The sequence below is a fragment of the Streptomyces albireticuli genome, assembly GCF_002192455.1.
GTDB classification, from domain to species: Bacteria; Actinomycetota; Actinomycetes; order Streptomycetales; family Streptomycetaceae; genus Streptomyces; species Streptomyces albireticuli_B.
Genome location: NZ_CP021744.1, coordinates 202,771 through 224,080 on the forward strand (window position 1 = coordinate 202,771; position 21,310 = coordinate 224,080).

The window sequence follows — 21,310 nt, forward strand, 5'->3', positions numbered from 1 at the left end:
CGTTCGGCGAGGCGAACGCCGCCGTACTCGTGCTGTGGGACTTACGGACCCAACGTGCCGCGTGCACCTCGTCGTTGAAAGCCACCAGCGCGCCGAGCCCGCGCGCCGCGGGCGAGGCGGCGACGCGGGCGGCCGCGAGTACGTTGGCAGGCCCGTCGGCGCCGGCCGTGCCCGGCTGCCGCATCGCGCCCGTCAGCACGAACGGCGCTTCGTGCTCCCAGACCAGATCGACGAGGAACGCGGTCTCCTCCAGCGTGTCGGTGCCCTGCGTGACGACGACACCGGCCGCCCCTTCCGCCACGGCCCGCGAGGCGGCCTCGACGACGCCGAGCACCTGCGCGAAGGTCAGGCTCCCGCTCGGCACGGCATGGACGTCCCGCACGTCCAGCGTCACCCCGAGCCCGTCGAGCCCGGGCACGGCGGCGGTGATCTCGGCGCCGGTCAGCCGCTCGCCCTTGGCGCGCCCGGACACCGAAATCGTGCCCCCGAGCGCGAACAGCGCGATGCTCACGTTCTCCCCCTCGCCACCACCGTCAACAGGCCCCAGATTACGGGCTCCTGCCGGCGTCCCCGCCCCCGCCCCCGGGGCTCCGGATCCTCCCTGGGGCCCGTCCGTCAGCCCTTCGACCGGGTCAACCGGATGCGGTTGTCGAAGCCCCGCCGTCGCTGCGGGCCTTGGCAGCCTGGGCGCGCCTGGCACAGTGCGACCTGAACCAGGTCGAACCGGAACACTTCGCCCACGCCTGCCCCAGGTCGTACTGCCGAGGCCCGCGTGTCCAAGGCCCGGCAGGCACCAGGCAGTTTCGTTTGGATCAGCCAGTCGTTGGGCTGGCTGTGCTGTTGACTGACGCGCGGTGGGCGCGGATCGAGCCGTTGTTCCTGGACCGGGTTTCGCACGGAGCCTGTAGCGACTCTCCGACGGGAGAACTGCCACCGTGCCAGTGACGTTTTCCGGAGAGCACACGATGCACCCCCTCACTGTTCCCGCGGACACCCGCGATGAGTTCCCCGCCGGCGACCTCTCGGGTTTCCGGTCGCCTGTCACCCGCATACTGCTCGCCAGCGACGGTTTGACCACCGTCCTGCTCCAGGCGCTCACACGATCAGCCCTCACGCCGCAGGTGGACGGCATCGAGATGACGCCGGGCAAGCATGTGGAGGCGACCGCGCGCGGGCTGCTGCGCCTGGCGACGGACGGTGCGTGCCTGGTGCGCCGTACCCGGTTGGTCAGCCGTAACGGTGAGGTGGTGTCGGCGAACATCGTGACGGCGCGGGCCGGACAGGACGCACGAATCGATGCGGCGATGCAGGACCGTACGCGCCCCATCGGGTTCGCGTTCGCCGCGGCGGGCTTGCCGATGAGCCGCCATATCAGCCGAATCGGCCTGACGAGCTGGCCTCAGGCCCCGGACACGCCTTGTGCTTTCAAGGCCTACACCCTGAACGCCGACGACAGGCCGTGGGCGTATATCCGCGAGCTGTTCAGTCCTCGGATCGTTCCACCCGGGGTGCGGACCGAGGCGGCGGCAGCTGGGGAGCGTGCTTGAGATGTTCCGTGACTCCCTGATCGACGCCCTCGCCGCGGGCGGCGCCCGCGTCGCCGTCCTCGACGAGACCGCGGCCTGTTCCTACTCCGAGTTGGATGCCTGGTCCTCCTCCCTGGCCGGCACACTTCGCCCGCTGGTGCGGACCCCGGAGGACTGCGTCGCGCTCCTCCTGCCCAACGGTGGTTCCTGGCTCGCCGCGTACCTCGCCGCCCACAAGGCGGGGGCGGCGGTGGCACCGATGAACGCCGTGCTCACCGAGCACGAGATCGTCCGCGTGCTGGAGCATCTCCGCCCCCGGGCGCTGCTGACCAGCCCGCAACGGTCGGATGACATCAAGGGACTGTGCGCCGGGCGACGGCTGCCTGTGGACGTGATCGCGGTGACGCCGGGAAGGCATGCCGTGCGCGGTCCGCGCGGAGCGGCAAGGACCGCGAAGACGCGGGCGGTCACCGGCCGCGTGGCGGACACCCCTTGCATGATCATGCACACATCGGGATCGACGGGCGTCTGCCGCCCCGTGGTCCAGACGGAACGGGCACTCCACCTCGCGGTCGGCTTCTGGCGCGACCGGCACCGCGGTCCCGATGACGTGGTGGCCGTTCCCATTCCCCTCGCGCACACGTACGGCCATCTCGCGGCGATCTCCACGCTGCTGGCCGGGGCGACGCTGCTGACCTCCTCCCGCGCCTTCGAGCCGACCTGGTGGCTGGAGCAGCTGGTCGCTCGCGACGTCACCGTCATCGAAGCGGTGCCGACCGTCTATCGCAGGCTGCTGGAGGCCGCCGGTCAGTGGTGGCGGCCGACCGCTTTGCTGCGCTGCCTGAGTGCGGGGCAGCAGACACCCGCCGACCTGCGCCGCGACTGGCATCGGCGCACCGGCGTGGAGCTGCTCCAGAGCTGGGGGATGACCGAACTCTCCGGCGCTGGGCTGAGTCCCACCGCTGATTCCTGCCGGGACAGCGCCGGCATCCCGGTGCCGGGCCTGGAAGTCCGCGTCATCGACCCCCAGGCCCCCGGACGCCCCGTGCCGACCGGTACGGTCGGCGAACTATGGGTGCGGGGCCCCCAGGTCACCCCGGGCTACCGCACGAGCTCCGGACAGATGGCCTCCGTCACCGATGACGACGGCTGGCTGCGCACCGGCGATCTGGTGGTCCGCGACGCGCACGAGTGCGTCCGGGTCGTCGGACGGTCCAAGGACACCATCATGACCGGCGGGTACAGTGTGCAGCCCGCCGAGATCGAGGACGTACTGCGCACTCATCCCGAGGTCGAGGACGCCGCCGTGATCGCCCGTGCCGACCGCCGGCGCGGCGAAGTCCCCCACGCCGTGATCGTTGCCCGGCACGACAGCCGACCGGACGCCGAGGAACTGCTCAGCCACTGCCGTGGCCTGCTCGCCCGGTACAAGGTGCCCCGCTCCATCGACTTCGCCGAGCGGCTGCCCCTTTCGGCCACCGGCAAACTCGACCGTGCCGCACTGCGCGGCCGCTACGGCGCACCCGAGCAGGAGGACACCCCCCATGTCGTCGTCTGACGGGACCCATGAGCGTGTCGCCGGTGATCCGCCTGTTGCCGTGATCACTGGCGCCACCGGCGGACTAGGTGCGGCCATCGCCACCGCCTGTGCCGAACGGGGATTCCGGTTGGCTCTTGTCGCGCGCACCCGCTCGGCGCTCGAACACCTCGCCGCGGCGCTGCCCGCACAGCCGGGCGGTCCGGTCACGACGGTGTGCGCCGATGTCAGCGACGTGGCGGCCGCTGCCGTCGCCATGCAGAAGATCTATGCCGACTTCGGCCGCATCGATGTCCTCATCGACAACGCCGGTGTGGAGGGCCCGATCGGCCTCACCTGGGAGATCCCCGTCGAACAATGGTGGGAGGCGGTGCGCGTCAACACATTGAGCACCGTCGCCACAGTGCATGCCGTGATTCCGTTGATGGCCCGTCATGGTGGTGGCCGCGTCATCAGCATCAGCAGCGCCGCGGGACGGCACCGCTGGCCCACCTTGTCCTCCTACTCCGTCGCCAAGGCCGCCGGCATCACGTTCATCGAGAACATCGCCAGCGAAGCCCGTCCCTATGGAGTCCTGGCCTTCAGTCTGCATCCCGGGATCGTGGCGACCGGACTCACCACGAGCGCACTGGGCGAGACCGACTCCACCGACCCCTGGCGCCGACGCCGCGCCCTCTGGCTCCGCGAGCAGATCGACGCAGGGCGGGCCGTTCCGCTCCCCCGAGCGGTCAACGCCGTCCTCGAACTGGCGACGGGCCCAGCGGTAGACCTGTCCGGCCGCTACCTGACTGTCGAGGACGTCGCCTTGTCGCGGTAGCCGGCTTCAGGGGGTGCCGCAGCAGAGGAACGGGGCTGCCCCGGGCAAGGGCACGACAGCCCTCAGCTCGTATCTGTCCTCGAAGCCGTCCGACAGCGAGCACCCGCGCCGCGGCCGCGGGTGACGGGCCCTCAGTCAGTCCCGGCGAGCCCGAAGCGCGTCGACGGCGATGCGCGCCGCGGTGCCGATGACCGCGTCGGCCGGCGGCAGGACGGCGGCGGGGCTGGAGGCACGGGTGAACACCGCCACGGCGTAGCGACCGCCGTCGGGGTACTCGACGACACCGACTTCGTTACGGACGGTGGGCAGGCTCCCGGTCTTGCCGGCGACGTGGACGTCGTCGAAGGGGAAGCCGGAGGCCAGGCGGTGGGGCCAGACCTGAAGCCCCAGCAGACGGCGCATCGCGGCGGTGTGTTCGGGGGCGCAGGCCTCGTCCCGCCAGATGGCGGCGAGCAGGCGGGTCATGTCGCGCGGGGTGCTGCGGTTGGTGGCGGCGGGGTCGAGCACGCGGAGTCCGGCGATGACCCGGGGGTCGGCCAGCGCCTCCGGGCCGCCGGGTCCGGTGTCCTCCTTGAGGAGGGTGAGGAACTCCCGGAAGGTGTGGACGGCACGGGTGCGGGTGAGGCCCAGGCACCGCGTGGTGTGGTTGACGGCGTCCAGGCCGACGCGCTCGAGGATGAGGTCGGCGGCCGTGTTGTCGCTGACGGCCATCATCAGATACGCGGCGTCGCGCAGGGAGAGGCGGACGTCGTCGAGCATCGCGGCGAGTCCGGTGGGGCCCGGGGTGCGGTCGCGCGGTGGGCACATGGTCTGCTCGGAGAGGTCGAGCCGGCCCGCCTCCGCCTGCTGGTGGAGGGCGACGAGCAGGCAGAGCTTGTGGACGCTGGCGGTGACGACCGGCTGGTCGGCGCCCGCGTCGAGCTGGGCTCCGGAGTCGATGTCGACGGCGTGGAGCCAGCCGGTGACGCCGGCCTCGGCGAAGGCGGCGTGGACGCGGCCACGGGTGCGGGCCTTGTTCTCGGTCATATCCAGTACTCCGCCGCGGGACGCAGGTGCAGGGGGGTGGGAGGCAGGTCGCCACCTGCCGTGGCGGTGGCGGCGAGGGCGTCGGTGACGGTGTCGGCGAAGGCGAGGGCGGCGGCGTCGCCGCGACCCCTCGGCCAGGCGGCGGAGTGCCGCAGGGTCAGCGGGGCGCCGGTGAGCGGGCGCCAGGTGATGTCCGGGTCCTGGGCGGGGTGGGCGTCCCGTGAGGTGAAGGCGACGGCGCGGGAGGAGAGGATCAGGCCGCGGGTGAAGCTGGGGCCCTGACCGTGCCGCACCGCGGCGGGCGTGTAGCCGTGCCGGGCGCAGGTGGTCAGGAGGTCGTCGTGCACGGCCGGGGCCTGGGCGCGGGGGAAGAGGATCAGGTCGTACCCGGTGAGGGCGGTGAGCGGGACCGTTCCGGAGCGGGCGGCGGGGGCGTCACGGAGCAGCAGCACACCCAGCTCGTGGCGCTGGACGGGGCCGAGCTCCAGGCCGGCGACGTCGCAGGGGTGCCGGATGAGCCCCACGTCCAGGTCGTGGGAGGCGAGCCCGGCGAGCTGGTCGGCCGTGGTCAGTTCCTGAAGCTCCAGTTCCACTCCGCCGTGCCGGTGCCGGAAGGCTGCCAGGATCGCGGCGACGGTGTCGCCCGCGAGATCGGGCGGCAGGGCGGCGCGCAGCAGGCCGGTGCGGCCCTCCTGGATGCGGCGGGCCGTCGCCCGCAGTGCCTCGGAGCGTGCCAGTATCTCGCGGGCCTCGTCCAGGAGCAGGGTGCCGCCCTTGGTGATCGTCACCTGGCGGCTGGTGCGCTCGAACAAGCGCACCCCCAGCTCCCGCTCAAGGCGCTGGATGCGCTGCGACAGGGGAGGCTGAGCCATGCCGAGGCGCTGGGCGGCTCGGCCGAAGTGTGACTCTTCTGCAACAGCCACAAAGCACTGTAGGTGGCGTATCAGGTCCACGAGCAGGAACTATATCGCAGATTAATCAATAGGATACCGATATCAATCTTGGACGGACGGGCGAGTGTGCTGCTGTGCTCGGGGCATGCCTCTCCCCCAGCCTCACCGGCGCCCCGGGCGCCGCACCCAGTCCCCGGCGTCGGCGGACGCCCCCGTCACGCGTGCCGGGCGACGACGCCGCACAGCCCTCCTCGCCTCGGCGGCAACGGTGGCGCTCGCCGCGGCCACCGGCGGGGCGTACGTCGCCGGGTGGGGCCCTTTCGCCACCGGCACGCCCCCCTCCGATCCCGGAGCCCTGACCCAGGCACGCGCGTTCCTCGCCGACTGGGCGGCCGGGCGACTGGCCGAGGCGGGCGGCCGTACCACCAGCCCCGGGCCGGCCGAGAGCACGCTGCGGAACTTCACCGCCGGTCTGGAGATCGGCAAGCCGGTCCTCACCGCCGCGACGGCCGCCACCGGGCGGGACGGCACGGTCACGGTGCCCTTCACCGCGAAGATGCCCGTCACCGGCCTGGGCACCTGGACCTACGCCTCGAAGCTCCCGCTGCGCGAAGAGCGGGACGGGACGTGGAAGGTGGACTGGACCCTCTCCCTCGTCCACCCGAAGCTGAACGGCACCGACAAGTTCCGCCTGGAGCGCGGGACCACCGAAGCGGTCGAGGTCAGCGGTCGTGGTGCCGCCCCCTTGTCCGGCCGTACGTATCCCTCGCTGGCGCCGGTCATCGCCCAGCTCGGCAAGGCCGCCGGGGGCGGCCCCCGGGGAGCCGTCCAGGTCGTCGACCGCGTGACGGGCGAGACCAAGGGCACGGTGGCCACCTTCGGCAGCGCACCCGCCCGGACGGGCGGCGGACCCGTACGCACCACGATCGACCCGGTGTGGCAGGCGGCCGCCGAGAAGGCCCTCGCCGCCCGGAGCCAGGGGAAGAACGCCGCCCTCGTCGCCCTGCGCGCCGACACCGGCGAGATCCTCGCCATGGCCAACTCCCCGTCCTCCGGATTCAACCGCGCCGTCTCCGGCACCTACGCGCCCGGATCCACCTGGAAGATCGTCACCAGCACCGCGCTGCTGCTCAAGGACGCCGTCGAGCCCGGCACTGTCGTCGACTGCCCCAAGTACCTCACCGTCGGCAAGCAGTTCCACAACGTGGAGCTGGGCGAGCACCGGGGAGCCACCTTCGCCCAGGACTTCACCGAGTCGTGCAACACCGCCTTCATCAGCCTGCGTGACAAGCTCGGCGACCGGGAACTGGCCGACGTGGCCGAGAAGTACTTCGGCATAGGCCAGAAATGGAACGTCGGCATCCCTTCCTTCGACGGAGCGGCGCCCGCGACGGCCGACCCGACCGACAAGGCCGCGGCGATGATCGGGCAGGGAAAGGTCCTGGGCAACCCCCTGACCATGGCGTCGATCACCGCGACCGCGGCCTCCGGAACGTTCCGCCAGCCCACGCTCCTCCCCGGCGCCCACGGCACGACCACCACCGCACCGCTCCCCAAGGACGTGACCGACCGGCTGCGCGCCATGATGCGTGCCACGGTCACCGAGGGCACCGCCAAGGGTCTGGCGGACCTGCCCGGCGACGTCGGCGCGAAGACCGGTACCGCCGAGGTCTCGGAACAAGCCCCCAACAACGGATGGGTCGCCGCGCACCGGGGCGGCATAGCCGTCGCCGCCGTCGTGGAGGGCGGCCTCAGCGGCAGTGCCTCCGCCGTACCCCTCGTCCACGACGTGCTGGCCGCCGTGCCCACCGACCGTTCCTGACCCGGCCGCCACCGGCCGCCACCGAGGACCACCGGCCGCCCGCGCGGCCGCCGTCGGCGCGGCGTGCCGTGCGTCCCGGTCTCCGCTCGCATATGCCGGATCACCTACCGAAAGGCGTCGCTCCATGCGCACCAGCACCTCCCCTACGAGGCGCTCCGTCATCGCCACCCTGACCGGGCTCGCGGTCGCCCCTCTCACCGCGTGCCGGACCGGTACGCCCGCCCCGGCGTCGTCGCCCACTCCGTCACACGGCACCGCCCAGGAGGCCGAGCGCGCGTTCGGCGAGCTGGAGCGGACGTACGACGCCCGGCTGGGTGTGTACGCCGTCGACACCGGCAGCGGACGCACCGTCACCCACCGGCCGGACGAGCGCTTCGCCTACGCCTCCGTCTGCAAGGCCTTCCTCGCCGGCGCCGTGCTCAAGAAGAACACGCTCCAGCGGCTCGACCGGCATGTGCGCTACGGCCGTGACGTTCCGGTCGGCCACTCGCCGATCACCGGCCGGCACGTCGACAGCGGCATGACCCTGCGGGAGTTGTGCGATGCCGCCGTCCGCTACAGCGACAACGGCGCGGCCAACCTCCTCTTCGACGAACTCGGCGGCCCCAAGGGCTTGCAGGAGGCTCTCGCCGCGATCGGCGATCGCGTCACCAGGGCCGACCGTTACGAGACGGACCTGAGCGAAGCCGCCCCGGGCGATCCACGCGACACCAGCACCCCTCGGGCCATGGCCGCCGACCTGCGCGCGTTCGTCCTCGGCGACGCCCTCGCCGCGGACGAACGGTCGGCGCTGACCGACTGGCTCAAGCGCAACACCACAGGTGACAAGCTCATCCGCGCGGGGGTCCCGGCCGGCTGGCAGGTGGGCGACAAGACGGGATCGGGGGGCTACGGCGCGCGCAACGACATCGCCGTTCTCTGGCCTCCCCGGGCCGCGCCGATCGTCGTCGCCGTCTTCTCCAGCCGCACCGCCAAGGACGCGAAAGCGGACGACACACTCATCGCCAAGGCCACCGAGGCCACTGTCAAGGCCCTCGCCCACTAGACGAACCCGGCCGGCCCGACGGGACCACTTCTACGCGCCGGTGGTGACGGCCGGCTCCCGTCTACCCTCAGGCGCCGGACTTTCCGGTCGCCCCGGGTCCGGGAGCGGCGAGAGGCGCCCGGCCGGGCCGTTGCCCGCCGGGCGCCTCCGTCCAGCCCTACCCCGACCAGGCCTCGCCGCCTCCGCGCTACGCCTTGCGGAGCCGGTCGATGATGCCGTCGAGGTCCCGGACGAACAGATCGGGGCGGACCTTGTGGCCGCCGGGGACCTCGTGCCAGTCGTGCGGGATACCGGCCCTGCCGAGGAAGCCGCGGAACTCGCGCTGGGTCTCGAGCACGGCGGTCTCGTTGAACCGGTCCCAGAAGGTCGGCTCGGGGCTGGTGCCCGCGACCATGAAGATCCGCTTGTTGCGGTAGCTCTCGACGCGCTCGCACGGGTTGTCCATGCTGACCCTCCGCTGGTCCCACGGCACACCGTAGACCGTGCCGCCGCCCAGTTCGATGGCCGCGGACGAGGCGTTGGCCCAGTGGACCACCCCGCCCTGGAGCCCGCCGGCGGGACCGCGCAGGCTGGCCGGGCCGGAGTGGGAGCTGACCGAGGCGAAGTGACCCCAGTATTTGGCCGCGTACTTCAGCGCGCCGAAGCCTCCCATCGAGAACCCGGAGACGGCGCGGCCGTCGTATTCGGCATAGGTCCGGAAGTTCGCGTCGATCCACGGGATCAGCTGGTTGATGTGGAAGCTCTCCCAGTTACGGGGGCCGACGGTCGAGCTGACCGGGTTCGAGTACCAGCCCGCGTGCCCGCCGTCGGGCATCACGACGATCATCGGCTTGCCCGCGGTCCAGGCGCGGATGTCGTTGGGCGCGCGGTCGAAGGTGATGAAGTCCTGGTCGGTCCCGCCGCCGTGCAGCAGGTACAGGACGGGGTAGGTGCGGCCGCTGACGTGGTAGTCGTCCGGGAGCAGGACGTTGACGGCCGGCTGCCAGCCGATCTCGGCGGTCTGGAAACGGTAGTACCACATGCGGGGATCGCCTTCGCCGCGCTGCACGACGCGCAGGCCGAAGCCGTCATCGGCCGCGCTGGCCGCCGAGGCCGTCCCGAGGACGGTTCCGGCGCCGAGGGCCATCGCCGCGGAGGCCCCGCCGACGGCCTTCAGAACGTTCCTCCGGGTGGGGCGGTACTCGCTCAACAGGACCTCCTGGTCGGTGACTGTTCGTCAAGTAGGGGATGCGTCAAGTAAGGGAGGGGACGGCCGGTCAGTTGTCCGTGGTCCACGTGCCCCTGGCCGCGGTCCAGTGGATCGTGACCTTCTGGAACTTCTGCATCTTTCCGCCGGGCTCGTCCATCTCGTCGGTCACGGGGTAACCGAGCACCCGCTCGTGCCCGGCGGCGTGGAACGCGTCGTAGATCGCTCCGTGCACGGTGTGCGCACCGGTCCGCGGCGACCACATGAACAGGCCGCGCTCGAAGAACTGGAAGCGGCCGCGGGTCCCGTCCGGCGCCTGCGCCGCGTCCGCCTCGTCCATCGTCGGGAAGCCCCAGCGCTGCTCCGAGTCGGTGTCCCAGAACTTCTTCAGGATGTCCCCGTAGATCGCGTAGGCCACATCCGGATGCCAGAGGACGATCCCGTTCTGGAAGAGCTGGAACCTTCCGCCCAGCGCGGCGCTCTCCTCGGCGCGTACCGGACGGCCGAGCGGCCCGCCCGCACCGCCCAGGCCCGCGTACTTCGCCCCGATCGTGCCGTAGGGCTGGAACGCCTCGCCCATCAGCTCGCGTGCGTACCCCTCCGCCTGGCGGTACCGGTCCGGATAGGCGGAGCGCTGGACGGCCTGGGCGAGCTCCCCCGCGGTGTCCCAGTGGGGCTCCATCTGCTGGGCCACCTCGAAGAACTTGTTCGCCGCGTAGTCGACGTCGAGGCACTGATCCGGATTGCACCACCCCTGCGAGGGCCGCTGCTGGAAGACTCCGAGCGAGTCCCGGTCACCGCAGTTCAGATTGTTCATCCGGGACTCGACCCAGCCGGTCTCGAAGCCGGCGAGCATCACCTTGTCGGACACGCCGCGGCGCTGGCCGACCTCGTAGACCTTGCGGGTCACGGAGATGTCCCGGTCCGCCGGGATGTCGCAGAACATCTCGGCCGTCGCGGAGTGTCCGAGGGGGCCGGGTACGTCCTTCGCGCCCTGTGCCCACGCCGGGCCGGCCACGGCGGACGCGACCGTGGTGACGAGCAGGATCAGTGTTCCGAATCTCGCGCGCCGTGCTGCTGAGCCATGCACGTGCCTGCTCCTTCGTCGGTGTCGTGTGAGGGTCGTGCGAGGAGTGAGCACGGTCCGGGGACCGAGGGTCCGCAAGGTAGCCACCGGAGCGCCCGGCCAGGCATCCGGAACGATCCGGGGTGACACGCGCGACGGTTCCCGGTGGACTCCGGGTACGGCGACGCGGCACGACGGGGATCCGGGTTCTCTGCGGTCCCTCGCCCGCCTCACCGCACGGGGGTGGGGGCCGGGCACTCGGGGACCGGTGGGCGGTCCTTCGTGCGCACGGCGGGCAGCCAGGCGGTGGGGCGGAGGGTACCACGGGGAAGGCGTACGCGATACCAGGCGGCGGACTGCGTGTCCGCCTCGTCGAGGATGGCGATCCCTTGGGAGAGGCGGCAGTCGACGGTGAGCTCGTCACCGTGCCACACGCGGTCCGGTACGACGTTGTCGATGGTGTACGGGCGGCGGGGGTCGATCGCCAGGCCCAGACTGCACCCGGGGTTCCGGTCCGTGCGGTCCCGGCAGCCCCCTTCGGCGTTGAACACCCGGATCCGGCCTTCGGCCCCGGCCGGTGGCGTGCCCGGCGTACCGGACGCACCGACGCTCCCGGCGTACGTCCAGACCGCCGCCCCCACCGCGCATGCCGCGGCGGCCGCCAGGGCGGCACGGGTTCTTCGCCACCGGGCTGTGCGCCGGCGAGCCACCGGACGCCCGGCCTCCCCTTCCGCCGCTTCCCTCTCGGCGATGCGCGCCAGCAGGCTCTCGGCGGTGTGCGCGGCGCGTGCGGCGTGGGTCGGGGCCAGGCAGTCGGCGGCCAGCGCGCGCCAGAACGGCGGGACCGCGGCGTCCAGGCGGAGCGGCGCGCGCCCCTCGGCGTACTCCTGGGTCGCGGCGGCGCGGGCCAGGGGCGTGGCGCCGGGAAACGGCGAGGCACCGGAGGCGAACACCTCGTGGATCATGATGCCCAGGGCCCAGATGTCGGCGCTCGGCCGGATCTCGACTCCCTGCTCGCTGAGCGTGGCCTTGCCCCGCTCGGGCGGGAGGTAGTCGAAGGTGCCCATCGGGGGCGCGTACCCGTGGGTGCCGTGCGTGCCGGTCAGTTCCGTGGCGAGCCCGAAGTCCGAGAGCCTCACCGAGCCGTCGGCCATCAGCAGGATGTTGTCCGGCTTGAGGTCACCGTGCACCCAGCCGCTGTGGTGCAGGTGCGCCAGGCCCTCACAGATCTCGGTGAGCAGCCGGGCGCCTTCGGTCTCGCTCGTCCCGGTACCGAGCAGGTCCCGCAGGCTGCCCTGGGCACGCTCCATGACCAGCACGACGGCACCGTCCAGCAGGGGGCGGTCCGGATCGCCGAGCACGACGGACCCCAGCAGGCCGATCAGCCTCGGGTGGGAGGACCTGTGGCCGAATTCGACCTCGCGGCGTGCGGTTTCCGCGGCCTTGCGGGCCTGGCGCGGGGCCAGCCCCGCGGTCGGCAGGACCTTGAGCGCGACGGCGCCGTGACCGCCCGGCTCAGCTTCCTGGTCCGTCCCGTCGCGGACGGCCCGTCCCGCGTAGACGGTTGCCCAGCCACCGGCCCCGATCGGCTCGGTGACCTCCCAATCGCCGATGCGGTAGCCGCGGGGCAGTTCCGCGCCGTCATCTCCCGTCATGCCGGCCGAGCCACGCACCGCGTCCCCCTCCGGTCCGCCGGCCACGTCGCCGTACGCGGCCGTCGCGTCTCATCTCGGCGCCTCCCGCTTCCGCGCACCCGTTCCGGGCCGGGGCGGCAGCAGCGCGAGGTGCTCCTCGCGTACGAGTCCGAACCGCAGGACGAGCCCGACGAGCGTCTCCCGCTTGCCGTTGCGGCGGGCTTCCCTGCGGAGCCCGTGTTCGGCGGGAGCGCTGATCCGCATCTTCTCGTCGGCCAGGTAGTCGATGTGCGAGCTGACCGCCCGGGCGGTCAGCCGGCCGAGGACGGGGTGGCCCTGGAGCCGCTCGACGATCTCAGGAGTGGTGGGCACCGCGACGGGGGACTCGTCACGCAGCCGTGGTTCGCAGAGCGCGACCAGGACCAGGAAGTACAGGGACGTCTCGTCCAGGGAGTACGCCGTGACGGTGCGGCTGCCCCACTGGTCGCCCATGCCGTCCGGGTCGAGGTAGACGTGGTCGGGCGCGAACACCTGGAAGGCGACCGTGGTGTCGCGGCGGGTGGGCAGTACGACCCGTGAGAACTCGAAGGGGATGGGCGCGCCCGCCCGCCGCGGCGGCACCCTGAGGTACTCCCCCGCTCCTTCCGGGTTCTCCACCAGATAGCTCTGGGTCGTGCTGTGGTTGCTGAGCTGCCAGTGGTCGTCCGTCACCCGGATCTCCCCCGCCAGCCGGGATATCGCCTCGTCGTCGAGGCGGAGTTCGACCGGGGACGTGGCGGAGCCCCGTCCGAATCGCGCCACCTGCCCCGGGCCGAGCCGCAGTGTCACGGCGTCGCCGCCCGGCTCCCCTCCGGCCCCCGCCTTCCCTTGCGGCAGATAGATCACAACCCCGCTCACGGCCCCCTCCTCGCCCCCGCGTCATTCGGTTCGCACGCACGCCGAACGTTACACATCCCGGCCAGCCCCTCCTACTCCTCAGTTCTGGCCGATTTCCGACCCCTTCAGGACGGCCGCGGGCCGGACCCGCCCGGCCGATCGGTGCGACGACGCGCGAGCCGTGCCTCTGGGACGCGGCTGTCTCCAAGGCAGCCGTGGGGCGAGGTTTCCCGGGCCGGGTCCCGGCCGCCTTGTCAGTCCGTAGCGTTCCGGATGCCCTCGGCACGCGGCCGTGGCTACCGTCCAACCCTCCGGTCCACAGGGAGCCGTCGCCCGGAGCGGCACTCCCGTGTCCCATCCGTCCACCCCGACATGCCCTCAGGGAAGGAGGAACGTCACGTGCTTCACGGTCTTTCCCGGCGCACGCTGCGCTTCGTTCTCGCGGCGGCGGCCGCCGTCCTGCCGTCTCTGGTGACGGCGTCCCCGGCCACTGCCCAGGCCGCCGGCTTCGCCGCGGCGTGCCCGACCGCCGGCGCCGTGTTCCAGCACTACAGCGACAGCCACGACGGCATCGACATCGCCAACGACTACGGCGCCCCGATCTACGCCGTCGGTGACGGCGAGGTCATCAACTCCGGCCCCGCCCAGGGCTACGGCCAGTGGATCCGCATCCTGCACCCCGACGGGACAGTGACCGAATACGGACACATGTACCGGCGGGAAGTCGTCGTCGGCCAGCAGGTGACGGCCGGTCAGCTCATCGCCCTCGTCGGCAGCGAGGGCCAGTCCAGCGGCCCTCACCTCCATCTGAGGGTGCGGGTCGACACGTCCACCGACAGACGCGGCATCGACCCGGAGCCCTACCTCGCGGAACGCGGCGTGGGGCTGCCGTGCACCCCGGGCACCGGCCCCGGTCCCAGGCCCAAGCCACTGGTGTACCCCGTGGAGGCGGGCCGGGTGGTGTCGGCACGATCGGCCGACGGGCGGCTGGAGGTGTTCGCGGCCGGGGCCGACGGAGTGCACCACGCGTGGCAGTCCCAGGTGAACGGCGCCTGGTCGGACTGGGAAGCCCTGGGCGGGCCGGGCGGCGCGGAACTCGCGATCGCGCCCAACTCCGACGGCCGCCTGGAGCTGTTCGCCCTCAATGGTGGCGTCTTGCAGCACCGCTACCAGACGTCTCCCTCCGGCGGCTGGTCGGGCTGGGAGGGCTTCGGCGACGGCGGGCGCTACGTCGCGGCCGGGGCCAACGGCGACGGCCGCCTGGAAGTCTTCGCCTCCAATCCGTCCGGGGTGTTCCACAGGTACCAGACCTCCCCCAACAGCGGCTGGTCGGGCTGGGAACCCACGGGCGGCGGGCCTGCCGCCGGCCGGATCGAGATGGAGAAGTCGCCCGACGGCCGGCTCGAGGTCTTCGCGCTCAACGACAAGGTCTTGCAGCATCAGTACCAGACCGCGGTCAACGGTGGCTGGTCGTCATGGGAGGAGTTCGGCGGCGGCGGGCACGACCTGACGGTCGACCATAACGCGGACGGGCGCTTGGAGGTCTTCGCCTCCGGCCCGGTGGGCGTGTTCCACAGGTACCAGACGAACCCCACCGGCTGGTCGGGATGGGAGCCGACCCGCGGTCCGGCCGACTCCCGGCTGACCAGCGAGCGGACCCCCGACGGGCGGGTCGAGGTGTTCGCCATGAACGGGGACGTCGCCATGCACATGTGGCAGAAGGGAGTGAACGCACCCTACGGCGACTGGACCGAGTTCGGAGGCGGCGGAGCCGAGGTCGCCGCCGCCACCAACGCCGACGGACGCATCGAGGTGTTCGGTACCAACCGCGTCGGCGTCCACCACAGGTGGCAGACGGGCTTCAGCACCTGGTCCGAGTGGGGCTGGCTCAACAGCGGCCCGGGCCCGGCCGTCACCTGATCCGGCGTCCCTCGCCCGGGCCCCTCTTCGCCGGGCCCCTCGGATCACGGCCGCGGTCACCCCCGCGGCCGTGGTCCGGACGCGCGGTGCCGTGGCCGCGCGGCGAGAAATATTCAAACAAACGTTCTCCTCGGTGAGGCGGACTTCTCCCCTCCAGGGAAGCGCGAGGCCACCGTACGAGGGAGAGTGGAGGTAGGTCGTCGCCGCGGAACGGTGCGGGAGGAGGTTGTCTCACCATGTCCGATGACGTGATGGGGGACGAGGTCTACCAGCCTGCCCGGTCCGACCGCCGGGACCACCCCGGTGACCTGGACCTGGAGAACGCCCTCGACGGCGATCTCTACGATCAGGTCCTCGACGCGGGATATTCGCCTCCCGAGAGGCCCCTGGGCGTGGGACACCACGGCACGACGGCCCGCGAGCAGCGGGAGCGTGAGAGCCTCGGCCGGCGGCTCGCCGAGGAGGTTCCCGAGATCGCGGTGCCGGACGGGGACGGCATCGGCGATGTGCCCGGCGGGGAGGGCGAGCCCCTCGACGAGGAGGTCGGCGGCGAGCGCGCCGGCCGTATCGTCGCCACCATCGACGCCATGCCCCCTCGGCGCAATGACGTCTTCGCCTTCGACGTGGGAATCGACGGCGGCGCGGCCTCCGCGGAGGAGGCGGCGATGCACATCGTGCCTGATGAGCCTGTGGTCGAGGGCGGAGACGACCTCAGCGTGTGACGACGGTCGATGCCGCGGGCCCGGCCGTTGCCCCCGCTCGGCGTGACGGGCGGTGCGCACGGCGGCCGGAGTCATGGCTCCGCCGTATCCGCGCCGACTAGAAAGATCCCAGGTCGGCCGAGACCCAGTGCTCCGGTCGCATGCAGATGACGATGTGCTCGCCCAGCTGCGCCTGGTCGTATTCCACGAAGCCGGCGACCTTCTCCTGCGGGAGATACCTTGCGGCCATCTCCCGGGCTCTCTCAGGGCTGTCCGGTTCCGTCCTGGTCACCGGGCCCTCCACCGACACATAGCGCACCGTCGGCGCGGTTCGCTCCACCATCAGGCTGAAACGCCCTTCGGAGCGAATGGCTCGCGCCTTCCTGGAACCGAGGCCGGTACGCACCCACAACTCGCCGCCCGGCGTGTAGTGGTACCAGATGGGAACCGTCAGCGGTGCTCGGTCGGGTCGTTCGACCACCGACAGCGCACCGACACGAGGTTCGGACAGAAACCGCTCTCGTTCCTCCACCGACAGTTTCATGCGGCCGACGATAGCGGGAACCACCGGCTCCGTCCCCCTGACGCCCGCCCCCGCCCGGTCCAGGAAGGCGCGGACGACTCGGTCTGCCGACTTGATCGTAGGACCAAGTCGCTACAATCCGCGTATGGCTCATGTTTCCGCGGTCGAGCGCCGCCCCCAGCTCGTCAAGGCGGCCATCGACCTCATGGCCAGGGAGGGCGTGGCCGCCGGAAGTACGCGTGCCATCGCCGCCGAGCTCGGCGTCGCGCAGGCCACGGTCCACTACACCTTCGGCACGAAGGAAGACCTGTACCGCGCGGTCATGGACCAGCTGACCGAGGACCTGATCGCGCGGGTCGAGCAGGCGGCGCCCGAGGACGGCGGTTTCGAGGAGACGGTCGCCGCCCTGGCCGGCGCGCTGTGGCGCTCGGTGCGCGAGGAGTCGGCCGGCTACCACCTGCTCACGGAGCTGTCGTTGCTGGTGCTGCGTACCCCTCGGCTGAGCGAGGCACGCCAGGCCCACTACCGCGGGGTGGTCGGCGTGACGGCGCGGCTGGTGAGGGAGGCGGCGACGCGCGCCGGGCGCGAGCTCTCCCAGCCCCCGGAGACGGTCGCCCGTTTCTTCCTCGCCGGTTTCGACGGGCTGACGATACAGCGCCTCTACGCCCCGGACGAGGCCGCCGAAACCCTGGGTCTGAGGAGCCTGGTTTCCGCGACCACGGCTCTGGCCACAGGGCGGTTGGGCCTTGTGGACGTACCGACGGACTGAATCGCCGCGACGGTGACGGCCACGGGCGCGCTGTGCGCCCGTGGCCGTCACCGTCGGGTCGAGCGGGTGGGGCGGCTGTGGTCAGCCGGCCCAGACGTCCTCGGCGTAGTGACCGGACTCGGTGAGGGCGGCCAGCCAGGCCGCGGCCTCCTCCTCGGACGCCCCGGTGTTGTCGCGGTGGATCGCCATGAAGGCCTCGCGCACCGCGGGGGCCATGCGGCGGCCGTCACCGCAGATGTAGACCCGTCCGCCGGCTTCCAGCGCGGCCCAGACCTCCGCGCTCTCGCGCGCGATGCGGTCCTGGACGAACCGGACGCCGTCCGCGGGCGCGTGCATGAAGGTGGGGCGCATGCTGACGGCCCCGGCCGCCTCGGCGGCTTCGAACTCCTCTCGGTGGAGGTAGTCGACGTCGGGGTGGTCGCAGCCGAAGTAGCACAGCAGCGTTCCGGTCGACCGGGCGTGCAGCCGGTCGAGGACGGCACCGCGGAAGGGCGCCAGCCCGGTTCCCGCGCTGACCAGGATGACGGGCACCGACGGGTCCTCGGGGAGGCGGAAGGAGTCGCCGCAGGGCAGCACCCGCGCGTGGACGGTGTCGCCGGCCGTCACCGCCTGGACGTAGTGCGAGGCGATGCCGCGGAAGGTGCCCTCGCCGCCGCGGTGCGGGGCCGCGAGCAGCGACACCATCAGGTCCACCTCGCCGGGGGAGGCCGCGGCGGAGGAGGAGACGGAGTAGTGGCGCGGGCGCAGGACCGGCAGCATCTCCAGGAAGCGTTCGAAGGTCAGCTCGCAGGCGCGGTGGTCCTCCAGCAGGTCCAGGACACTGCGTCCGGTGGCTGTCACCTGTTCACGGAAGGTCTCGGGGTCCGCGGTGGCCAGTGTGGCCAGGGGCTGCTTCTCGGGCGGGCACGCGGTGTGCGCGGCGAGCACGGCGACGTGCTCCTGGGTGGCGGGGTCCTGTAGTTCCACGAAGTCCGTGAGCAGCCGGCGCAGGGTCAGCGGGCGGTCGACGGGCAGGGTGTTCCGGCTACGGCGCCGCGCCCGCAGGCGCACGGTGCGGTCCAGGTCGAGGACGAAGCGGTCGGCGACCCGCTGGACGAGCGCGTCCGGGTTGCGGGGCAGGACGGCCAGGTGGTCGGCGGTGCGGTAGGTGACGCCGTCGGGCAGCCGCAGCTTCAGGAAGCGCTTGGGGCGGCCGAGCTCGTGGTCCGTGTCGACGAGTTCGTACGCCTCCAGAACCTCCATGGGCCGGACTCCGTGCCGTTCCGCGAGTCCGCCGATGACCGAGCCGGTGGTGTCCTGGAGCTCGTACAGGCCCTGGCCCTCTTCCGGCTCGACGGCAGGCTCCGTCCCGGCCGCTGTCCCGGCCGCCGGGTCGCCGTAGCGATCCAGCAGGGCGGTCCACAGGTCGCCCGTCCACCGGTCGACCGTGCCCGCGAAGTCTCCGGAGGCGTCGGCCGTGCCTCGCTCCAGCAGTGGCGTAGCACCGGCCGCGGCCAGGCGCTCGTCGACGAGGGAGGGGACGCGCTGGTAGGTGGCCGCCCAGTTGCGGTCGCCGACACCGAGCACGGCGTACCGGACTCCGTCCAGCGAGCCGGGTTCGAGGCCCTCCAGCGAGGCGACGAACCCGGCGGCGTCATCGGTGGGCCTGCCGTTGTAGGAGGCGGCCACGATCACCACCGGGCCGTCGGCGGAACGCAGCTCGCCCGCGTAGTCGTCGAGGGGCGCCACGGACGGGGCGAACCCGTACGCGTCGCCGTCCGCCGCCAGATCGCGGGCGATGCCCGCGCAGGTGCCCAGATTGGAGCCGTACAGGAGGGTCAGCACGGTACCGCCGGCCCGCCGGCCCGCGGGTCCGTCCTGGCCCGCGGGGGCGCTGCTCGCGGCAACGGCGGGCATGCGGCGCTCGCCACCGGCGCGCCGCGCCGGCTTGAGGGTGAACCCGTCGGGCTTGATGGTGAGCGACTGCTTGATCTTCAGCTGGTAGTCGGTGTGGTCGATCAGCCGGTAGCGGTGCACCAGCAGACCGAGCAGCAGGGTGGCCTCGTGCAGGGCGAACTGGCGGCCTATGCAGGCGCGTTCGCCGTTGCCGAACGGCTTGAAGAGATGGACGGAGCGCTTCTCCTCCCGCGCCCGCGTGAAGCGCTCGGGGTCGAACAGCTCGACGTTCTCACCCCAGGCGGGGTCGCGGTGCAGGGCCGGGGTGAGCACTGTCAGCGCCTCGCCCTTGCGCACGGCGTACTTGCCGCCGATGACGGTGTCGTCGAGGGGTTCCACGGCGAAGCCGGGCGCGGTCGGCCACAGCCGCAGGCTCTCGTTGAGGACCTGGCGGATGTAGGTCAGCTTGCCGATGTCGCCGTAGTCGGGGTCCGGGGTGTCCTCGTCCCCCCACAGGGCGTCCACCTCGGCCTGGGCCCGTGCGAGCACCTCGGGGTGCTTGGTCAGGTAGTACAGGGCGAAGGACAGGGCACCGCTGGTGGTCTCGTGCCCGGCGATGAGGAACGTGATCACCTGGTTGCGGACGTTCGTGTCGTCCAGCGGCTCGCCCGTCACCGTGTCCCGGGTGTGCAGCATCCGGCCCAGCAGGTCGTCCGTGCTCGTGTCGCCCGACGCCCTGCGCTGCCGGACGACCTTGTCGACGAGGTCCGTCATCAGCCTGGTGTCCTGGCGGAACCGCTCGGCCTGCTTGCGCTTGAACAGTTCCGAGCCCGGGACGGACTCGACCTTGTCCTGGGTGAAGGCCAGGGCGCGTGACATCGCGTCGACGAACGGGTGCGCCTCGTCGCGGCGGAACGACTCGAAGTCGAAGCCGAAGCCGCACAGCCCGATCGTGTCGAAGGTCAGCCGGGTCATGTCCTCGGGGACGTCCACGGGGCGGTCCGCCGCGGCCCGGTCCCACTTGGCGATCAGGGAGCGGGCGACCCGGAGCATGGTCGCGTGATAGTCGCGCATCGCGCCGAGCGAGAAGGCCGGCATCAGGATGTCGTGGGCCTTGCGCCAGTTCGGCTCGTGGTGGAAGGCGGTGAACAGGCCGTCCCCGGCGATCTCGCGGACCTCGGCCAGGTCCCGGCTCACGCTCTTGCGGAACCTGGTCTCGTCCGACAGCTCCGTCACCAGGTCCAGTCCGCCGACGACGATGATCTCGGACCCGAAGACGCGCACCCGGAACACCGGTCCCAACTCCTTGACCTCCTTCATCAGGTGGACGAGCCCGTCGGCGCCGCGGGGCAGGTCGAGGGCGTGGCCGACCAGGGGCAGCGCCCGGCGCTCGGGTATCGCCTGGGCCATGGCAACGGACGTATGGGTCATCAGCGTGCCTTTCGTTCCGCTTCGTCGGTCGCTTCCCGACCACCATACAGACGACATTGTCACTCGACCATGTCTATCGATTGTGTCGAGTGACGCGACCGTGCGACGGAACTACGGACAGCGGCAAAACGTTGACCGCTGTCGCGGCTTGGCATCCGGCTTCACGGCCGACACGCCGGCCACGGCCCACAGTTCGGTGCGGCACGGAGCCCGTCGGGACGCCCGCCCGCTCGCGATCCGGGATCGCTTCAGCCTTCCCCGCGGCCGGACACGAGGCCGACGAGTCGTCGCCGGTCCATCGGCCGGGGAACGGCCGGCCCTGGTGACGAGGTGTCCGTGGCCCCTTCCGGACCTACGCCACGGTCCCGGGCCCGCGGACATCGCCCGCGCGCCGAGGAGCGCCCGAGCGGAAAAACGTAGGGCCAGAGGCGCTGTTAACACCTTCGGATTAGAACGCGAGGAGAAAGGGTTGCGATCATGACACCGGGGCAGCCTGTGACGGTTCACCCGGCCGGGGAGAGACTTCGCGGCGGATCACGAGGGCCGCGCCGTCGGCGGCGCGCACGCCTCGAGGAAGGCACGACAGTGAGGCAGCCGCGTAGTTGTTTCTGTGACGTGGACCCGGCGGGGGGCCATCAGCCTCTGGACGGGCAGGCTCTGAGG

General features: G+C 71.9%; 16 protein-coding genes and 1 pseudogene. 8 read left to right on the forward strand and 9 right to left on the reverse strand.

Going from position 1 to position 21,310, the window contains the following annotated elements; genetic code table 11:
* Positions 1-13: 13 nt before the first annotated feature.
* A pseudogene (locus SMD11_RS36125) lies at positions 14-1,051 on the reverse strand (asparaginase domain-containing protein); the annotation flags it as partial.
* Here SMD11_RS36125 and SMD11_RS00920 point away from each other — a divergent pair.
* Genes SMD11_RS00920 through SMD11_RS00930 form a run of 3 tightly spaced genes read left to right on the forward strand, consistent with a single transcriptional unit; the run spans position 942 to position 3,880 of the window.
* Positions 942-1,547: a chorismate pyruvate-lyase family protein gene (locus tag SMD11_RS00920; protein ID WP_234365831.1), complete on the forward strand. Its 606-nt coding sequence runs from the start codon at positions 942-944 to the stop codon at positions 1,545-1,547. The pseudogene SMD11_RS36125 and the gene SMD11_RS00920 overlap by 110 nt on opposite strands.
* A 1-nt stretch (position 1,548) precedes the next feature.
* Positions 1,549-3,084 (forward strand): class I adenylate-forming enzyme family protein, encoded by a 1,536-nt coding sequence (locus tag SMD11_RS00925; RefSeq protein WP_087924568.1) that lies wholly within the window; start codon positions 1,549-1,551, stop codon positions 3,082-3,084.
* Positions 3,071-3,880 (forward strand): SDR family NAD(P)-dependent oxidoreductase, encoded by an 810-nt coding sequence (locus SMD11_RS00930; RefSeq protein WP_087924569.1) that lies wholly within the window; start codon positions 3,071-3,073, stop codon positions 3,878-3,880. The genes SMD11_RS00925 and SMD11_RS00930 overlap by 14 nt, the downstream gene beginning before the upstream one ends.
* 135 nt (positions 3,881-4,015) lie before the next feature.
* On the opposite strand, the gene SMD11_RS00935 is transcribed toward SMD11_RS00930, so the two are convergent.
* Positions 4,016-4,906 carry a serine hydrolase gene (locus SMD11_RS00935; RefSeq protein ID WP_087924570.1) on the reverse strand — a complete coding sequence of 297 codons (891 nt, stop codon included), beginning with the start codon at positions 4,904-4,906 and terminating at the stop codon, positions 4,016-4,018.
* The gene (locus SMD11_RS00940) at positions 4,903-5,859 is read right to left on the reverse strand and encodes a LysR family transcriptional regulator (RefSeq protein ID WP_087924571.1); all 957 of its coding nucleotides are present in this window, start codon (positions 5,857-5,859) and stop codon (positions 4,903-4,905) included. The genes SMD11_RS00935 and SMD11_RS00940 overlap by 4 nt, the downstream gene beginning before the upstream one ends.
* An 85-nt stretch (positions 5,860-5,944) precedes the next feature.
* Between SMD11_RS00940 and SMD11_RS00945 the strand changes: the two genes are divergently transcribed.
* On the forward strand, positions 5,945-7,621 hold the full coding sequence (locus SMD11_RS00945; protein ID WP_087924572.1) for a penicillin-binding transpeptidase domain-containing protein: 1,677 nt from the start codon (positions 5,945-5,947) through the stop codon (positions 7,619-7,621).
* A 124-nt stretch (positions 7,622-7,745) separates the two neighbouring features.
* Positions 7,746-8,666: a class A beta-lactamase gene (bla, locus tag SMD11_RS00950; protein ID WP_087924573.1), complete on the forward strand. Its 921-nt coding sequence runs from the start codon at positions 7,746-7,748 to the stop codon at positions 8,664-8,666.
* Positions 8,667-8,853: 187 nt separating this feature from the next.
* Here the strand turns inward: bla and SMD11_RS00955 are convergent, their stop codons facing one another.
* From SMD11_RS00955 to SMD11_RS00970, 4 genes are all read right to left on the reverse strand, one after another.
* Complete coding sequence (locus SMD11_RS00955) at positions 8,854-9,855, reverse strand: alpha/beta hydrolase (protein WP_324614675.1); 1,002 nt, start codon at positions 9,853-9,855, stop codon at positions 8,854-8,856.
* Positions 9,856-9,922: 67 nt separating this feature from the next.
* The gene (locus tag SMD11_RS00960; RefSeq protein WP_199843772.1) at positions 9,923-10,942 is read right to left on the reverse strand and encodes an LGFP repeat-containing protein; all 1,020 of its coding nucleotides are present in this window, start codon (positions 10,940-10,942) and stop codon (positions 9,923-9,925) included.
* A gap of 206 nt (positions 10,943-11,148) precedes the next feature.
* Positions 11,149-12,573, reverse strand: a complete 1,425-nt coding sequence (locus SMD11_RS00965) for a serine/threonine-protein kinase (RefSeq protein WP_087930214.1) — start codon at positions 12,571-12,573, stop codon at positions 11,149-11,151.
* A gap of 69 nt (positions 12,574-12,642) precedes the next feature.
* Entirely contained in the window at positions 12,643-13,449 is an 807-nt protein-coding gene (locus SMD11_RS00970; RefSeq protein ID WP_199843773.1) for a serine/threonine protein kinase, read from the reverse strand.
* A 378-nt stretch (positions 13,450-13,827) separates the two neighbouring features.
* Here SMD11_RS00970 and SMD11_RS00975 point away from each other — a divergent pair, with 378 nt between their 5' ends.
* Both SMD11_RS00975 and SMD11_RS00980 read left to right on the forward strand, forming a co-directional pair.
* The gene (locus tag SMD11_RS00975) at positions 13,828-15,348 is read left to right on the forward strand and encodes a peptidoglycan DD-metalloendopeptidase family protein (protein ID WP_087924574.1); all 1,521 of its coding nucleotides are present in this window, start codon (positions 13,828-13,830) and stop codon (positions 15,346-15,348) included.
* 236 nt (positions 15,349-15,584) lie between these two features.
* Positions 15,585-16,070, forward strand: a complete 486-nt coding sequence (locus SMD11_RS00980) for a DUF5709 domain-containing protein (protein ID WP_087924575.1) — start codon at positions 15,585-15,587, stop codon at positions 16,068-16,070.
* A 97-nt stretch (positions 16,071-16,167) separates the two neighbouring features.
* Here the strand turns inward: SMD11_RS00980 and SMD11_RS00985 are convergent, their stop codons facing one another.
* On the reverse strand, positions 16,168-16,593 hold the full coding sequence (locus tag SMD11_RS00985; RefSeq protein WP_087930216.1) for a pyridoxamine 5'-phosphate oxidase family protein: 426 nt from the start codon (positions 16,591-16,593) through the stop codon (positions 16,168-16,170).
* 124 nt (positions 16,594-16,717) lie between these two features.
* Between SMD11_RS00985 and SMD11_RS00990 the strand changes: the two genes are divergently transcribed.
* Positions 16,718-17,341, forward strand: a complete 624-nt coding sequence (locus SMD11_RS00990; protein WP_087924576.1) for a TetR/AcrR family transcriptional regulator — start codon at positions 16,718-16,720, stop codon at positions 17,339-17,341.
* Between the two features lie 81 nt (positions 17,342-17,422).
* Here SMD11_RS00990 and SMD11_RS00995 read toward each other — a convergent pair whose 3' ends face one another.
* Positions 17,423-20,647, reverse strand: a complete 3,225-nt coding sequence (locus tag SMD11_RS00995) for a cytochrome P450 (protein WP_087924577.1) — start codon at positions 20,645-20,647, stop codon at positions 17,423-17,425.
* Positions 20,648-21,310: the final 663 nt, after the last annotated feature.

What these genes read in the sequence shown, in the direction of transcription:
- SMD11_RS00980 (WP_087924575.1), top strand. Translation starts at nt 15,585, where the DNA reads ATGTCCGATGACGTGATGGGGGACGAGGTCTACCAGCCTGCCCGGTCC.
- SMD11_RS00935 (WP_087924570.1), bottom strand. Translation starts at nt 4,906, where the DNA reads ATGACCGAGAACAAGGCCCGCACCCGTGGCCGCGTCCACGCCGCCTTC.
- SMD11_RS00945 (WP_087924572.1), top strand. Translation starts at nt 5,945, where the DNA reads ATGCCTCTCCCCCAGCCTCACCGGCGCCCCGGGCGCCGCACCCAGTCC.
- SMD11_RS00985 (WP_087930216.1), bottom strand. Translation starts at nt 16,593, where the DNA reads ATGAAACTGTCGGTGGAGGAACGAGAGCGGTTTCTGTCCGAACCTCGT.
- SMD11_RS00930 (WP_087924569.1), top strand. Translation starts at nt 3,071, where the DNA reads ATGTCGTCGTCTGACGGGACCCATGAGCGTGTCGCCGGTGATCCGCCT.
- SMD11_RS00965 (WP_087930214.1), bottom strand. Translation starts at nt 12,573, where the DNA reads ATGACGGGAGATGACGGCGCGGAACTGCCCCGCGGCTACCGCATCGGC.
- SMD11_RS00925 (WP_087924568.1), top strand. Translation starts at nt 1,549, where the DNA reads ATGTTCCGTGACTCCCTGATCGACGCCCTCGCCGCGGGCGGCGCCCGC.
- bla (WP_087924573.1), top strand. Translation starts at nt 7,746, where the DNA reads ATGCGCACCAGCACCTCCCCTACGAGGCGCTCCGTCATCGCCACCCTG.
- SMD11_RS00995 (WP_087924577.1), bottom strand. Translation starts at nt 20,647, where the DNA reads ATGACCCATACGTCCGTTGCCATGGCCCAGGCGATACCCGAGCGCCGG.
- SMD11_RS00990 (WP_087924576.1), top strand. Translation starts at nt 16,718, where the DNA reads ATGGCTCATGTTTCCGCGGTCGAGCGCCGCCCCCAGCTCGTCAAGGCG.